The sequence below is a fragment of the Curtobacterium sp. MCPF17_046 genome, from assembly GCF_003224295.1.
Taxonomy (GTDB): Bacteria; Actinomycetota; Actinomycetes; order Actinomycetales; family Microbacteriaceae; genus Curtobacterium.
In genome coordinates this window covers 122577-137086 of sequence record NZ_QKLB01000007.1, presented here as the reverse complement: position 1 = coordinate 137086, position 14510 = coordinate 122577, and the positions used below count along the sequence as shown (strand labels likewise).

Below are 14510 nucleotides of genomic sequence, written 5' to 3'. Positions count from 1 at the left end.
ACCTACTTGAAGATGATCGTGCGGGCGCCGTCGAGGAGCACGCGGTCCTCGGCGATCCAGCGCACGGCCTGGGTCAGGGTGCGGGACTCCTCGTCCTGACCGATGGACACCAGCTCGGCAGGCTCCTTGGTGTGGTCGACCCGCACGACGTTCTGCTCGATGATCGGGCCCTCGTCGAGGTCACTCGTGACGAAGTGCGCCGTCGCGCCGATGAGCTTCACCCCGCGGGCGTGCGCCTGCCGGTACGGGTTCGCGCCCTTGAAGCCGGGCAGGAACGAGTGGTGGATGTTCACGGCACGACCGGCGAGGGCCGCGCAGAGCTCGGGGGAGAGGATCTGCATGTACCGGGCGAGGACGACGAGCTCGATGTCGTGCTCCTCGACCGCCTCGAGGATCCGGCGCTCCATCGCGGCCTTCGACCCGGCGTCGGACACCGGTCGGTGCTCGAACGGCACCGAGTAGAACGACGCCAGCTCGGCGAGGTCGGTGTGGTTCGACAGCACGAGCGGCACATCGATCGGCAGCTGCCCGCCGCGCTGCCGGTACAGCAGGTCGTTGAGGCAGTGGCCGGCCTTCGACACGAGGACGAGCGTGCGCATCGGCCGGCCGACGACGTCGAGCTGCACGCGCATGCCGTAGCGCTCGACGACGGGGGCGAGGGCCTCCTGGAACGTCTGGCGGTCCACCGGTGCCATCACCTGCAGGCGCATGAAGAAGGTGTCCGTGTCGGCGCTGGAGAACTGCTGGGACTCGGTGATGTTGCCCTCGGCGGCGACGACCGCTCCGGAGACGGCGTGCACGATGCCGGGCTGGTCGTCGCAGACCAGCGTCAGGGTCCAGTGCGTGGGGGTCTCGGGCGTCGGGGTCGTCACCGGATCAGGGTACCGGGGGCGTGCGCGCGTCCGCGCGCGACCGGACGGGAGGCACGTGGCGGTGGTGGAACGGGCCTCCTGGCCGTCAGCGGGAGGAGATCGTGACGACCAGGTGCTCCTGCACGTACCCGAGCCAGTCGTAGACGTCCCGCAGGCCGATGCTGCCGTCGTCCCCGTCCAGGCCGTTGTCCGCGGTGTCCCGGTCCACGATGCCCAGGCGGTCCGCGATGGTGAGCCGCAGGTCGGTCAGCGACCGGAGCCAGGCCTGCTCGTCGGCGCGGGTGAGCGCTCCGTCCCGGGTGCCCGTCAGCCACTCGTGCACGACGGCCGCGTTGGCGGACTTGGCGGTGCGCAGGTCGTCCTGCGTGTACCGGCGGAACTCGGCGCTGGCCTCGTCGTCCCCCGGGTAGGCGTCCGGGAACATCCGCGTCGCCACCGGGTCCGTCGCCAGGTCGTGGTCGAGGACCTGGCGCAACTGCTCCACGAGGGACGTCAACACGGCGCGCTCGCCGGCGGCCAGTCCGAGGTGCACGCCGTCGGCGCGACGCACGAAGGGGATCACGCGGCGGGGGCCCGGTCGACGGTCGCCTGCAGGCCGTACCCGTGCATGGCCTCCACGTGTCGCTCCATCTCCTCGCGGTGCCCCGTCGCGACGACCGCCCGGCCGTCGGAGTCGACCTGGTGCATGAGGCGCTCGGCCTTCGCCCGCGGGAACCCGAAGTACGACTCGAAGACGTAGGTGACGTACGACATCAGGTTCACCGGGTCGTCCCACACCACGGTCGTCCACGGGACGTCGGCCCGCACCGACGTGCGCTCGTCGAGGTCCGGACTCAGCATGGTCATGGGGACAAGGGTGACACGAACCTGCGGCCTCGGTACGATCGAACGGTCGCGACTGGCGTTGGATGGGTCACCATCGGGGAGCGACACCTGACACGGAGCGCAGCCGTACGCCTGGGCCGCGCCCACCCGTCCACCCCGTCGTACGCGTGTGCGCGGCGGCCAGACAACGAGGAGTCCCGTGTCCATCACCGATCTCACCCCCGCCGCCGCGTCCGCCGACGCAGCCCGGACCACCTTCAACGCCCCGCTCGCCGAGGTCGACCCGGAGATCGCGGCCGTCCTCCAGCAGGAACTCGGCCGTCAGCGCGACACCCTCGAGATGATCGCGTCCGAGAACTTCGTGCCCCGCGCCGTCCTCGAGTCGCAGGGCTCGGTGCTCACGAACAAGTACGCCGAGGGCTACCCGGGCAAGCGCTACTACGGCGGCTGCGAGTTCGTCGACATCGCCGAGCAGCTCGCCATCGACCGTGCGAAGGCCCTCTTCGGTGCCGCGTACGCGAACGTGCAGCCGCACTCCGGTGCCAGCGCGAACGCCGCGGTCCTGCACGCCATCGCCTCCGCCGGCGACACCATCCTGGGCCTCGAGCTCGCCCACGGCGGCCACCTGACCCACGGCATGAAGCTCAACTTCTCCGGCCGCATCTACAACGCCGTGTCCTACGGCGTCGACCCGGAGACGTTCGAGGTCGACTACGACGACATCCGCGCGAAGGCGATCGAGCACCAGCCGAAGGTCCTCATCGCCGGGTGGTCGGCGTACCCCCGTCAGCTCGACTTCGCGAAGTTCCGCGAGATCGCCGACGAGGTCGGCGCGACGCTCTGGGTGGACATGGCGCACTTCGCCGGTCTCGTCGCCGCGGGCCTGCACCCGTCGCCCCTCCCGCACGCTCACGTCGTCTCCTCGACCGTGCACAAGACGCTCGCCGGTCCCCGCTCGGGCATCATCCTGTCCAACGAGGAGTCGCTCTTCAAGAAGCTCAACTCGGCCGTGTTCCCGGGGCAGCAGGGCGGCCCGCTCATGCACGTGATCGCCGCCAAGGCCACCGCGTTCCTGCTCGCCGCGACGCCCGAGTTCAAGGACCGCCAGGAGCGCACGCTGCGCGGCGCGAAGGCGCTGGCCGACCGGCTGACGCAGGACGACGCCAAGGCCGCTGGCATCGACGTCCTCACCGGCGGCACCGACGTGCACCTGGTGCTCGTCGACCTGCGCGAGTCCGAGGTCGACGGCAAGCAGGCAGAAGACCTGCTGCACGAGGTCGGCATCACCGTGAACCGCAACTCGGTGCCGTTCGACCCGCGTCCGCCGATGGTCACCTCGGGTGTCCGCATCGGCACCTCGGCGCTCGCGACCCGCGGGTTCGGCGACGCCGAGTTCACCGAGGTGGCGGACATCATCGCGCTGACCCTCATGCCGAACCCGGACATCGAAGCGCTCTCGGCCCGGGTGGAGGCCCTGACCGACGCGTTCCCGCTCTACGCGTGAGCGCCGCGCTCCCTCGTGAGCGTTGGGCGGGGGAGGGCAGTGCCGTCCGCATCGACGGCACCGCCCTCGCCGCGCGCACGCTCGACGACCTGAAGGTCCGCATCGACCGCCTGCACGACCACGGCTTCCGTCCCGGGCTCGGCACGATCATGGTCGGCCAGAACCCGGGCTCGGTGTCGTACGTCGCCGGCAAGCACAAGGACTCGGCGCAGATCGGGCTCGACTCGGTCCGCATCGACCTGCCCTCGTCCGCGAGTGCGGCCGACATCCGGGCTGCGATCCTGCAGATGAACGACGACCCGCGGGTCACCGCGTTCATCGTGCAGCTCCCGCTGCCGCAGGGCATCGACCCGATCCCGATGCTCGAGCTCATGGACCCGGCGAAGGACGCCGACGGCCTGCACCCGACGAACCTCGGTGAGCTCGTGCTCGCCGTCCCCGGTGGCGCCGGCACGATCGACGCCCCGCTGCCGTGCACCCCGCGCGGCATCGTCGCGATGCTCGAGGCGTACGAGGTCCCGATCCGGGGCGAGCACGTCACGATCATCGGGCAGGGGCTGACGGTCGGCCGTCCGCTCGGGCTGCTGCTCACCCGCCTCGAGGCGACCGCCACCCTCACGCACTCGCTCACCGAGGACGTCGCCGCCGAGTGCCGCCGCGCGGACATCATCGTCGCCGCGGCCGGGGTCGCCGGGCTCGTGCAGCCGGACTGGGTCAAGCCCGGTGCCGCGGTCATCGACGTCGGCATCAGTCGCATCGTCGACCCGGCGACCGGGAAGGCGAAGCTCCGCGGCGACGTCGATCCCGCGGTCGCGTCGGTCGCCGGTTTCCTGTCGCCGACGCCGGGCGGGGTCGGACCGATGACCCGCGCGATGCTCATGAAGAACGTCGTCGAGGCCGCGGAGCGCCACCTGAAATAGGTGCGCGGACGCGGTAGGTCCGCCGTCGTCAGTCGGCGCAGATCGGCCCCGCACAACGAGAACCGGCTCGCGCCACGGACGTCCGTGGCGCGAGCCGGTTCTCGTTGTGCGGATGCAGGTGACGCCGCGGTCCGCAGGAGCGTGGCGGCCGGGAGGCGCGGTGCCGGCCCGGCTGGCCGGGCCCGGCCGGTGCCGGCCCGGCCTGGCACGGCCCTTCGCGGTCAGCGACAGTCCGCGCGGCCGCCGGGCCGCGCACTGTCGCTCAGCGCGAAGCGCGCCCGGCCAGCTCCGCGCGCCGGGCGCCGCGCGGCCGCGCCGCTACGCGTCGCGCCGGGCGCCCTGCGCCGCGTGCACCGTGAACACGGTCGGCTCGCGGTACCCGGCGTCGGCGAAGGCGGCGGTGACGGCCGTAGCGATGCGCTCACGGGCCTCCCGGTCGACGAGCGCGATGGCCGAACCGCCGAAGCCACCGCCGGTCATCCGGGCGCCGACGGCACCGTTCGCCATCGCGGTGTCGACGGCCAGGTCGAGCTCCGGCACCGAGATCTCGAAATCGTCGCGCATCGACTCGTGTGATGCGACCAGCAGGGACCCGATCGCGCGGGGCCCGTCCGCGCGGAGCGTCTCCACGGTGTCGAGGACGCGCTGGTCCTCGGTGACGATGTGCCGGACGCGGCGGAAGGTCTCGTCGTCCAGGAGCTCCTGCGCGCGCTGGAGGTCCTCGACGGACACGTCACGGAGCGCGGGGACGCCGAGCACCTCGGCGCCGCGCTCGCACGACTCGCGGCGGGCCTTGTACCCACCGGTGGCGTGGGCGTGCTCGACGCGGGTGTCGATGACGAGCACCTCGAGGCCGTTCGCCTCGAGCGCCAGGTCGACGACCTCGGTGTCGAGCGTGCGGCAGTCGAGGAACACGACCGCGTCCTGTTCGCCGAGGAGCGACGCCGACTGGTCCATGATCCCGGTCGGGGCACCGACGGCGTGGTTCTCGGAGTACTGCCCGACCTTCGCGAGGACCTTGCGGTCGAGGCCGAGCTCCCACAGGTCGGTGAACGCCAGCGCGACGCCGCACTCGATCGCGGCGCTCGACGACAGGCCGGCGCCCACGGGCACGTCCGAGTCGATGAAGACGTCGAAGCCGGACTTGTCGGACAGGTCGGCCCCGGCCTGCTCGCGGAGCGCCCAGGCGATGCCGAACACGTAGGCCGACCAGCCGTCCATGTTCTCGGGCGACAGCTCGTCGAGCGAGAGTTCGTGCACCGCGTCCGGCTCGAACGCCGATGCGACCCGGATCAGCCGGTCGTCGCGCTGGGCGATCGACGCCACCGTGCGCCGGTCGATCGCGAAGGGCAGCACGTACCCGTCGTTGTAGTCGGTGTGCTCGCCGATGAGGTTGACGCGACCGGGAGCGGAGTACCGCACCGCCGGCTCGTACCCGTAGACCTGCTGGAACGTCATGCGCGTTCGATCCCTCCTCGGATGAACTCGGCCGCCTTCTCGGGCACGAGGTCCCCGATCCAGGCGCCCATGGCCGCCTCACTGCCGGCCAGGAACTTGAGCTTGTCCGCCGCGCGACGCGGGGACGTGATCTGCAGCATGAGCCGCACGGTGTCGCGCGCGGTGTGCACCGGCGCCTGGTGCCACGCGGCGATGTACGGGGTGGGGGTGTCGTAGAGCGCGTCGAGCCCGCGGGTGAGCCGCAGGTGCATGTGTGCGAGCTCGTCCTTCTCGGCCTCGGTCAGGCCGGCGAAGTCCGGCACGTGGCGGTGCGGCAGCATGTGGACCTCGATCGGCCAGCGTGCGGCGAACGGCACGAAGGCGGTGAAGTGCTCGCCCTGCAGCACCACGCGCTCCGAGGCCCGCTCGTTCGCGAGGTGCTGCTCGAACAGGTCCGGCCCGAAGCGCTCGATCGACGCGAGCAGCCGTTGCGTGCGCGGCGTGACGTACGGGTACGCGTAGATCTGCCCGTGCGGGTGGTGCAGCGTGACGCCGATCGCCTCGCCCCGGTTCTCGAACGGGAACACCTGCTGGATGCCGGGCATGGCGGAGAGGGCCGCGGTGCGGTCGGCCCAGGCCTCGACGACCGTCCGGGCCCGCGACTCGGAGATCGACGCGAACGAGCCGCTCGTCTCCGGGGAGAAGCACACGACCTCGCAGCGTCCGACGCTCCGGAGTTCCCGGTCGAGACCGACCTCGGACAGGGAGTCGAGCGACGACGGGGCGTCCTCCGCCTCGAGCATCGGACCGAAGGACGGCGAGCGGTTCTCGAACACGGCCACGTCGTAGCGGCTCGGGATCTCGGAGGGGTTCGCAGCGGTCTGCGGTGCGAGCGGGTCCTGGTCGGCCGGCGGCAGGAACACCCGGTTCTGCCGACTCGCCGCGATGGAGACCCACTCACCGGTCAGGACGTCCTGCCGCATCCGCGCGGTCTCGGGCCGCGGGTCGAGGACGCGCTGGTCGATGCTCCGCTCGGCGGGGAGCGTCGAGTCCGCGTCGTCGAAGTAGAAGAGGTCGCGGCCGTCCGCGAGCGTCGTCGCACGTTTCGTGATCACCGCATCACTGTACTCCGGTACGAAGACTTGCGAAAGCAAGTGGAACCAGACGAAACTCGTCCTGTGACGACCGACGAGCCTCCCGTGCTGCCCGCACTGCTGCGCCAGGAGCGCATCGTCGCGATCCTCGACGGCGCCCGCGGCATGGTCCGGACCGCTGACCTGGCCGCTGCGGTCGGGACGAGCGAGGTCACGGTCCGGCAGGACCTCGCCACCCTCGACCGGGAGGCCCGGATCCGCCGGGTGCACGGCGGTGCGGTCCGCCTCGGGGCCGGCTCACGCGAGCGTCCGCTCGAGGTGACTGCCGTCGAGAACAGCACCGCGAAGGCCGCGATCGGCCGGGCGGCGGCGGACCTGGTGCGCTCCGGGCAGTGCATCGTCCTCGACGTCGGGACGACCCCGGCGGCCGTCGCCGAGGCGCTCGTCGCACGCGAGGACCTCGTCGACCTGACCGTCGTGACGAACTCGCTCACCACCGCCCTCGCGCTCGAACGGGCGGTGCCGCGCTTCACCGTCGTCGTCACCGGCGGCACGCTCCGGCCCATGCAGCACTCGCTCGTCGCGCCCTTCAACGCCACCGTGCTGCCGATGCTGTCCGCCGACCTGGTGTTCCTCAGCGGGACCGGGCTGGACGTCGAGCACGGGCTGACGAACGTGAACCTGCCCGAGACCGAGGCGAAGCGGGTCCTCGCGGCGGCGGGCAGGCGTACCGTCGTGGTCGCGGACGGGTCGAAGTTCGGCCGGGCCGACATCGGCGTGGTCAGCCCGCTGGAGGACGTCGATGTCGTCGTCACCGCGGGAGCCAGCGCGGACGCGGTCGACCCGATCCGGGCGGCTGGGGTCCACGTGGTGGTCGCGGACGGACCAGCGGGCACGACCCGCACATCGGAGAGGAAGCAGCACCCATGAGCACAGCGGCACCCACCGGCGGTCAGTACCACCTGCGGCACGCGGGACCCGACGGCGTCGTCGAGGCCGTCGTCACCGAGGTCGCCGCCGGCATCCGCGAGTTGCGGGTCGCCGGGTTCGACCTCACCGAGCCCTTCCCCGCGAGCGAGGCCCCGGCCGGGGCGAACGGCATCGTCCTCGTGCCGTGGCCGAACCGCGTGGCCGGTGGCGTGTGGCAGCTGGACGGGGCGGCGCAGCAGCTCGACATCTCGGAGCCGAAGTACGGCAACGCGTCGCACGGGCTGCTCCGCTTCGCGCCGTACCGCGTCGTCGAGCAGACCGAGTCGTCGATCGAGCAGCAGGCGACGATCCACCCGCAGCACGGCTGGCCGTTCACCCTCGAGACGCGTGTGCACCACGAGCTCGTGGAGGACGGCATCCGCATCACCCACACGATCACGAACCGGTCCGGTCGCCCGGCGCCGTTCGCGGTCGGGTCGCACCCGTACCTCCGGGTCGGCGACACCCCGGCGGAGGACCTGGTGATCCGCCTCGACGCCGCGACCGCCTTCACGGTCGACGAGCGGAAGATCCCGAACGGCACCCGCCCGGTCGAGGGGACGGACGTCGACCTGCGCCAGGGGCTCCGTGCCGGTGACGCGGACCTGGACACGGCGTACACGGACGTGCAGCCCGACGCGGACGGCATCCGTCGGACGTCGCTGCACGGGCCCGAGGGCGACGGCGTCGAGCTGTGGCAGGACGCGTCGTTCCCCTACGTGCAGGTCTTCACGTCCCGCGAGTTCCCCCGCGGTGACGGGAAGGGGCTCGCCGTGGCGGTCGAACCGATGACCGCACCCGCGGACGCGCTCAACTCCGGGGAGGGGTTGCGGTGGCTCAAGGCCGACGAGACGTGGACCGGCTCGTGGGGGATCCGACGCGTCTGGTCCTGACCGGGGTGACGCGGTCGGCCTGGCCGGAGGGGTTTGCCCGGCGGGCTGGATCGGCCGGGCCGGCTGGATCGACCGGGCGGGCTGGTCCGGCCCGGCGGGCTGGACCGGTCCGGCAGGTTGGACCGGTCCAGCAGGTTGGACCGGCCCGGCAGGTTGGACCGGCCCGGCAGGTTGGACCGGCCCGGCCGGCCGGTCGCCTGCGGCAGTCAGGTCAGGCTCGACGCATCCGCAGCGCCTCGACCGCGAGTGACTCGCTCGGGTAGCGGCCGATCTCCTGCGCCCATGCCGGGTCGTCACCGCGCAGCGCGAGGAAGTCCTTGCGCTGTCGGCAGACGTACCCGAGGACGGCGGTGCCGGTCGCGACCTCGGCGAAGTCGGCGCGGATGTGCCGGATGCTGACCTTCGCGTTGCGTCGGAGGGTGTCCAACAGGAGCTCGTCGCTCATGCTCGTCCCGGTGGCGGCGGCGAGCTCCACGAGGCGGCGCGCGTCACCGGTGGAGCTGGTCTGCGTGGCGTCGATGGGCTCGATCACGGTGTACCCCGTTCGGTGTGGTTCGTTCAGTGCTGACGTCCCGCGGTGAGCGGAACCAGAACGACCATATCCGGGCGAATCCAACAGACTGCTGAGCGGGGCACCGATGTGGACAGTGCGGCCACCATGGATCACCTGGGGGCGACTTGTACCCCGGGATCAGCTCGCGCGCGTCAGGTCCCACACGGGCGGGACGTAGGCCCGGGACCATCCCTCGCGGAGACGCGTCACGGCTCGGTCGAAGGACTCGAGCAGGTCCATCTCCGGACGCACCATCGACTGCAGCTGCAGTCCCTCGTACGTCGCGATCAGCTGCTCGGCACCGCGAGCCGGCTCCATCGTGTGCGGTTCGCGGCCGACGGCGATGTCTTGCACGAGGGACTCCTGCACGAAGCCCTGGAACCGGCGCCACCGGCTGTGCAGCATCGGCGCGAGCGGGTGGTTCGGTGCTGCGGCGATGTTCAGCGTCGCGGTGAGGAACCGCATGAGCGACGGGTTCTCGATGTTCTTCATGACGATGGCGCGGAGGAACCGGACCGTGCCCAGTTCGGCGGCGATGGGCATGAGGGGAGTCGTGCGCTGGTCGTTCCACCGGTCGATGCTCGCGAGGAGCAGGCCGTCCCAGCTCGGGAACGAGCCGGTCATCGTCTCGACGCTCATCGAGGCCTCCGCGGCGACGCGAGCGGGGGTGACCTCGTGCAGGGGCAGTTCGTGGAGCACGCGGATCATCGCATCGACGATCTGGGTGCGGGTGAAGACGTCGTCGTGCTGTGCGGAGTCCATGGTGGCGCTGGGCATGACAGCACCACACCACATGCGCGCTGCGGCGTGGTACCCCCACAACGAGCATCATGTCCCGTTCGCGAGACACGTGTCGACCCCAGAACGGGGCGGCGCCGTCGGACGGGAGGCGACCAGAGGTGGGCCCCGTGGGGCTCGAACCCACGACCCTCGGATGAAGAGGGCGGTGGGCGTCCCGACCAGAGGTGGGCCCCGTGGGGCTCGAACCCACGACCCTCGGATTAAAAGTCCGGTGCTCTACCAACTGAGCTAGAGGCCCTCGCGACCAAGGGTATCGGGAGAGCAGCGCCTACACTGTCGCGGTGCCTCGTGAACACCACCGACCCGTCCAGTTCACCGACGCCGAGTTCGCCGCCATCCAGGGCGGCGAGGACCCGGCGTTGGTGAACCGCGTCGCGCACGACACGGCGAACGCGCTCCTCCACCGCGTGCGGGAGGACCCGGACCCCGCCGTCGTCGAGCGGCTGGTCACGTACACGGACGTGCACGGCATCGACGCGATCGCCGAACTGTGGGCCCGCGTCGGCGCGCACACCCTGCCGGGTGCGCTCTGGCGCATCTACCTGGTGCGGACCGTCATCCGGCAGAACCCCGAGGAGATCGCCTACCTCTTCGAGCGCGGCACGCAGCTCATCGGCACGATCGACCAGGCCGTCGCGGGTGCCGAGGAACCGACCGGGCCGGCGGAGATCCTCACCCTGTCCGACCGGATCCTGCACGGGTTGTACACGGGCGACTTCGCGGTGGCGCTCGAGCGCGGGGCCGCGTTCGCGCGGCTGACCGCCGCGGGGGCGACCTCGGTCGCGGATGATTCGGACCGCACGGCCCAGGAGCGGGCTTCGGCGCTGACGACGCGCGCGTACCGGCTCGCGGAGTTGGCCGAGGACCTGTCCGCCGCTGCGGCGCTGTGGCGTCGCGACAGCCTGGACTGACCACCCTCCGACAAGCCGCCTGATCGCTGCGCCGTCGGACTGCACGATGACGGACACGAGCACAGCTCGGCAGCCGAGACGTCCGTCAGGACGCCGCCGCGTCGGGCGGACGCGGGTCACCCGGGTCCGAGCCCGGACATGAGAAGACCGGGCCGCAGAAGCGCCTCTCGGCGCGAGGCCGCTCGGAGCGGCGAATATTGGAGCCCGGGGCTTGCTGCGGCCCGGCGAGATCAAGTGTACGAGACACCTCCCCGTCCGTACCCAGGTGTTCACTCTGGGGGGACAGATCCGCGACCGAGCGCGCCGTGGACAGCGCCGCGGGTCCGCTCGCGCTTCCAGCCCGCAACCGGTCGCGGTGCCGCGCTCGCACCCCGTGGCGGCGCTCAGCCCGCATCCACGCGCGGTGCCAGCCCGCACCCACGCACGGTGCCCGGCCTGTTGCCGCGACCGGGCCTCCCGTCAGCACCCGTATCCGGGCCTGCAACGGACGCGTCGGCGCGATGCGGCCGACGCCCGTCCAGAGCACGCCGACCACCGCCGCGGCGCCCGCAGGACTGTCCGCCGACCGCAGCGGACATCCGAAGCGATCCTGACCCAAACCGACGGCGCGAGGGTGCCGAATCATCAGCGTGACCGTCGCACGACGATCACACGAGGTCCCCGTGCGACCCGGGCCCGCTCCCGGGTCAATTCCCTGTGGGTCGCACGGGGCCTCGGCACCTGAACCCAGCACCACCCGCGCAGCGACCGCTGCCGCCACCCGATCCGAACGGGACCCGACTGATGACCACCGCGACCGCCGTCGCCGAGCGCTCTGTCCAGTGCGCGCGGAGGACGCCGTACACACGGGAAGGAGGAAAACCTGCAATGCTCACTCTCGTGGAAGGCGACATCGATGGTTGGACTCCCGCCGCTCCCGTGCCGGTGTCGGCGGACGACCTGCTCAGTCGGGTCGCGACCGGCGACCAGGCTGCGTTCTCCGACCTGTACGACGAGCTGTCCGGCCGGGTCCTCGGACTCGTGACGCGGCTCCTCAAGGACCGGGCGCAGTCGGAGGAGGTCACGCAGGAGGTCTTCCTCGAGGTCTGGCAGCAGGCCACGCGCTTCGACCAGGCCCGCGGCAGCGCTGCCAGCTGGGTGCTGACGATGGCGCACCGCCGAGCGGTCGACCGGGTGCGGGCATCGCAGTCCTCCCGCGACCGCGACACGAAGATCGGCATCCGCGACTTCGAGACGGACTTCGACTCCGTGTCCGAGTCGGTCGAGATCCGACTCGAGCACGAACGCGTCAGCCGGGCGCTCTCCCGACTCACCGAGTTCCAGCGGCAGGCGGTGCAACTCGCCTACTACGGCGGCTTCTCGCACAGCGAGATGGCCGAGCGACTCGGGGTGCCGATCGGCACCGTCAAGACCCGTCTCCGTGACGGGATGATCCGACTCCGTGACGAGATGGGGGTGAACTCATGACCGAACGACACGACGACCCGGAGCTGATGACCGGCTCCCACGCCCTCGACGCGCTCAGCGACGAGGAGCGCCACTCGGTCGAGCAGGCCCTCCGCACCGCTCCCGAGCTCCGACTCGAGGCCGACTCGCTGCGCGAGACCGCCCTCGCCCTCGCCTACGCCGTGCCCCCGGTCACGCCCCGCGCCGACCTCAAGGCCTCGCTCATGGCGAAGATCGCCCAGACGCCGCAGCTGCCGGCGCTCGACCAGTCAGCCTCCGACGAGGAGCGCATCGTCGAGCCCGTCCAGGAGGCCCGACCCGCGCCCGTCGCCGACCTCGCCTCCGACACCGGTCGCGCCGCGACGAAGGCCCGCGCCCGCTGGTTCCAGCGTCCCGCGGCCGCCCTCAGCGCCGCCGCCGCCGTGGCCGTCGTCTTCCTCGGTGTCGGCCTCGGCGTCGGCCCGTCGCTCTTCTCGGACGACGGCGGCGCCCCCGCCACCACGCAGGCCGCCTCCGGCCTCGACCAGATCTACGCGGCGCCGGACTTCCAGCGCAGCTCCGCGAAGGTCAAGGGCGGCGGGACCGCCACGGTCGTGTGGTCCGGGCAGCTCGGACGCTCCGCGGTCATCCTCGACGGGGTCAAGGCCGCGCCGAAGGGCAAGACCTACGAGCTCTGGTACATCGGCTCGCAGGAGTCCGGCGGCACCATCGAGGCAGCCGGGCTCATGCACGACGTCGACGGCGGCGTCCGGTCCGCCGTGCTCCGCGGCACGATGGTCGCCGGTGACACGATCGGCATCACGGTCGAGCCGGCGGGCGGGTCGGACCAGCCGACCTCCGAGCCGGTCGTGGCCGTGCCGACGTCGGAGGCCTGAGCGCCGACGCGCCTGCGCCACGGACGGGAGGCTCCCCACCAGATGGAGGGGAGCCTCCCTTCTGTCCTGGTGCGGGCGGTCCGCCGAGCGGCGAGACGCCGCCGGGCACGTGAGACGCCGCCGGGCGGGCCGGACGCCGCCGGGTGAGCCAGACGCCGCCGGGGGCTGGACGCCGCCGGGCGGCCCGGACGCCGGCGGGTGAGCCGGACGCCGCCGGGTGGGCCGGACGCCGCCGGGTGGGCCGGACGCCGCCGGGTGGGCCGCGCCGCCGGGTGGCTGGACGCCGCCGAGTGAGCGAGACGCTCCGGAGTGGGCCGGACGCCGCCGAGTGGGCCGGACGCCGCCGAAAACGGCGGCGCTTCGCTGCGCTCGGGGCGTCTCGTACGGACGGGGGCGTGCCGTGCAGATGCGGGCGTCCTGTGTGGACGGAGTGTCTCGTGCAGACGGGGCGTGCCGCTCAAACGGGTGTGTCTCGTGGGACGCAGGGCCCGGGCCTGTGGACGCAACGACAGGAGGCCCGGTGCCGTCCGTGGCGGACGTGCACCGGGCCTCCCGGCTGGTGGTCAGCGGACCGACCGGCGGCTGATCACCCGAAGCGACCCGAGACGTAGTCCTCGGTCGACTTGACCGACGGGTTCGAGAAGATCGTGGCGGTGTCGTCGAACTCGATGAGGTGACCGGGCTGACCGGTGCCCGCGATGTTGAAGAACGCGGTCTTGTCGCTGACGCGCGAGGCCTGCTGCATGTTGTGGGTCACGATGACGATCGTGAAGTCCTTCTTCAGCTCCTCGATGAGGTCCTCGATGGCGAGGGTGGAGATCGGGTCGAGCGCTGAGCACGGCTCGTCCATGAGGAGCACGTCCGGCTGCACGGCGATCGCGCGGGCGATGCAGAGACGCTGCTGCTGACCACCGGACAGGCCCATGCCGGGCTTCTCGAGGCGGTCCTTGACCTCGTTCCACAGGTTCGCACCCTGCAGCGAGCGCTCGACGATGTCGTCGGCCTCGGACCGCGAGATGCGCTTGTTGTTCAGCTTGACGCCGGCCAGCACGTTGTCCTTGATGGACATCGTCGGGAACGGGTTCGGGCGCTGGAAGACCATGCCGACCTGACGACGGACGATGACCGGGTCGACGCCGGGGGCGTACAGGTCGTCGCCGTCCACCTTGACCGAGCCCTCGACGTACGCACCGGGGATGACCTCGTGCATGCGGTTCAGGGTGCGGAGGAAGGTCGACTTGCCGCAGCCGGACGGGCCGATGAAGGCGGTGACGGTGCGGGGCTCGATCGTCATGTCGACGCCCTCGACGGCCTTGAACTTCGAGTAGTAGACGTTGAGGCCGTCGACCTCGATGCGCTTGGACACGTGGATCCTTCTGGTTGGGTGGTCGAACCGCCGGGGCGGGAAGT

Annotated in this window: 15 protein-coding genes, 1 tRNA gene and 1 riboswitch; of the genes, 7 read left to right on the top strand and 9 right to left on the bottom strand. The window is 71.7% G+C overall.

Annotation, left to right across the window (positions count from 1 at the left end):
• Window positions 1-2: 2 nt before the first annotated feature.
• From purU to clpS, 3 genes are all read right to left on the bottom strand, one after another.
• Complete coding sequence (gene purU / locus DEJ32_RS08715) at window positions 3-872, bottom strand: formyltetrahydrofolate deformylase (RefSeq protein WP_110891102.1); 870 nt, start codon at window positions 870-872, stop codon at window positions 3-5.
• Between the two features lie 85 nt (window positions 873-957).
• The gene (locus DEJ32_RS08710; protein ID WP_181420622.1) at window positions 958-1422 is read right to left on the bottom strand and encodes a DUF2017 family protein; all 465 of its coding nucleotides are present in this window, start codon (window positions 1420-1422) and stop codon (window positions 958-960) included.
• 8 nt (window positions 1423-1430) lie between these two features.
• The gene (clpS, locus tag DEJ32_RS08705) at window positions 1431-1718 is read right to left on the bottom strand and encodes an ATP-dependent Clp protease adapter ClpS (protein WP_110824150.1); all 288 of its coding nucleotides are present in this window, start codon (window positions 1716-1718) and stop codon (window positions 1431-1433) included.
• Window positions 1719-1756: 38 nt separating this feature from the next.
• Window positions 1757-1842, top strand: a riboswitch (ZMP/ZTP riboswitch).
• Window positions 1843-1896: 54 nt separating this feature from the next.
• Between clpS and glyA the strand changes: the two genes are divergently transcribed.
• Window positions 1897-3201: a serine hydroxymethyltransferase gene (gene glyA, locus DEJ32_RS08700; RefSeq protein WP_309146428.1), complete on the top strand. Its 1305-nt coding sequence runs from the start codon at window positions 1897-1899 to the stop codon at window positions 3199-3201.
• Window positions 3198-4121 (top strand): tetrahydrofolate dehydrogenase/cyclohydrolase catalytic domain-containing protein, encoded by a 924-nt coding sequence (locus tag DEJ32_RS08695; RefSeq protein ID WP_110900971.1) that lies wholly within the window; start codon window positions 3198-3200, stop codon window positions 4119-4121. The genes glyA and DEJ32_RS08695 overlap by 4 nt, the downstream gene beginning before the upstream one ends.
• Window positions 4122-4439: 318 nt before the next feature.
• On the opposite strand, the gene galK is transcribed toward DEJ32_RS08695, so the two are convergent.
• The gene (galK, locus tag DEJ32_RS08690) at window positions 4440-5579 is read right to left on the bottom strand and encodes a galactokinase (RefSeq protein WP_110900970.1); all 1140 of its coding nucleotides are present in this window, start codon (window positions 5577-5579) and stop codon (window positions 4440-4442) included.
• Window positions 5576-6673 carry a galactose-1-phosphate uridylyltransferase gene (gene galT / locus DEJ32_RS08685; protein WP_181420621.1) on the bottom strand — a complete coding sequence of 366 codons (1098 nt, stop codon included), beginning with the start codon at window positions 6671-6673 and terminating at the stop codon, window positions 5576-5578. The genes galK and galT overlap by 4 nt, the downstream gene beginning before the upstream one ends.
• Window positions 6674-6736: 63 nt before the next feature.
• Between galT and DEJ32_RS08680 the strand changes: the two genes are divergently transcribed.
• Together DEJ32_RS08680 and DEJ32_RS08675 are read left to right on the top strand one after the other, a co-directional pair.
• Window positions 6737-7582, top strand: coding sequence for a DeoR/GlpR family DNA-binding transcription regulator (locus DEJ32_RS08680; RefSeq protein WP_110900968.1), 846 nt, complete (start codon window positions 6737-6739; stop codon window positions 7580-7582).
• On the top strand, window positions 7579-8514 hold the full coding sequence (locus DEJ32_RS08675) for an aldose 1-epimerase family protein (RefSeq protein ID WP_110900967.1): 936 nt from the start codon (window positions 7579-7581) through the stop codon (window positions 8512-8514). The genes DEJ32_RS08680 and DEJ32_RS08675 overlap by 4 nt, the downstream gene beginning before the upstream one ends.
• Before the next feature lie 211 nt (window positions 8515-8725).
• On the opposite strand, the gene DEJ32_RS08670 is transcribed toward DEJ32_RS08675, so the two are convergent.
• The 3 genes from DEJ32_RS08670 to DEJ32_RS08660 form a co-directional block, all read right to left on the bottom strand.
• Window positions 8726-9046 carry a hypothetical protein gene (locus tag DEJ32_RS08670; protein WP_110824144.1) on the bottom strand — a complete coding sequence of 107 codons (321 nt, stop codon included), beginning with the start codon at window positions 9044-9046 and terminating at the stop codon, window positions 8726-8728.
• A gap of 159 nt (window positions 9047-9205) precedes the next feature.
• The gene (locus DEJ32_RS08665; protein ID WP_110900966.1) at window positions 9206-9844 is read right to left on the bottom strand and encodes a TetR/AcrR family transcriptional regulator; all 639 of its coding nucleotides are present in this window, start codon (window positions 9842-9844) and stop codon (window positions 9206-9208) included.
• 189 nt (window positions 9845-10033) lie between these two features.
• A tRNA-Lys gene (locus DEJ32_RS08660) sits at window positions 10034-10106 on the bottom strand.
• A gap of 43 nt (window positions 10107-10149) precedes the next feature.
• Between DEJ32_RS08660 and DEJ32_RS08655 the strand changes: the two genes are divergently transcribed.
• The 3 genes from DEJ32_RS08655 (at window position 10150) to DEJ32_RS08640 (ending at window position 13100) form a co-directional block, all read left to right on the top strand.
• Window positions 10150-10779: a DNA-directed RNA polymerase subunit beta gene (locus tag DEJ32_RS08655; RefSeq protein ID WP_110824142.1), complete on the top strand. Its 630-nt coding sequence runs from the start codon at window positions 10150-10152 to the stop codon at window positions 10777-10779.
• An 867-nt stretch (window positions 10780-11646) separates the two neighbouring features.
• Complete coding sequence (gene sigK / locus DEJ32_RS08645; protein WP_110900964.1) at window positions 11647-12246, top strand: ECF RNA polymerase sigma factor SigK; 600 nt, start codon at window positions 11647-11649, stop codon at window positions 12244-12246.
• Entirely contained in the window at window positions 12243-13100 is an 858-nt protein-coding gene (locus DEJ32_RS08640) for an anti-sigma factor domain-containing protein (RefSeq protein WP_110891095.1), read from the top strand. Before sigK ends, DEJ32_RS08640 begins: the two co-directional genes overlap by 4 nt.
• Window positions 13101-13686: 586 nt before the next feature.
• Here the strand turns inward: DEJ32_RS08640 and pstB are convergent.
• Complete coding sequence (gene pstB / locus DEJ32_RS08635; protein ID WP_110824139.1) at window positions 13687-14466, bottom strand: phosphate ABC transporter ATP-binding protein PstB; 780 nt, start codon at window positions 14464-14466, stop codon at window positions 13687-13689.
• Window positions 14467-14510: the final 44 nt, after the last annotated feature.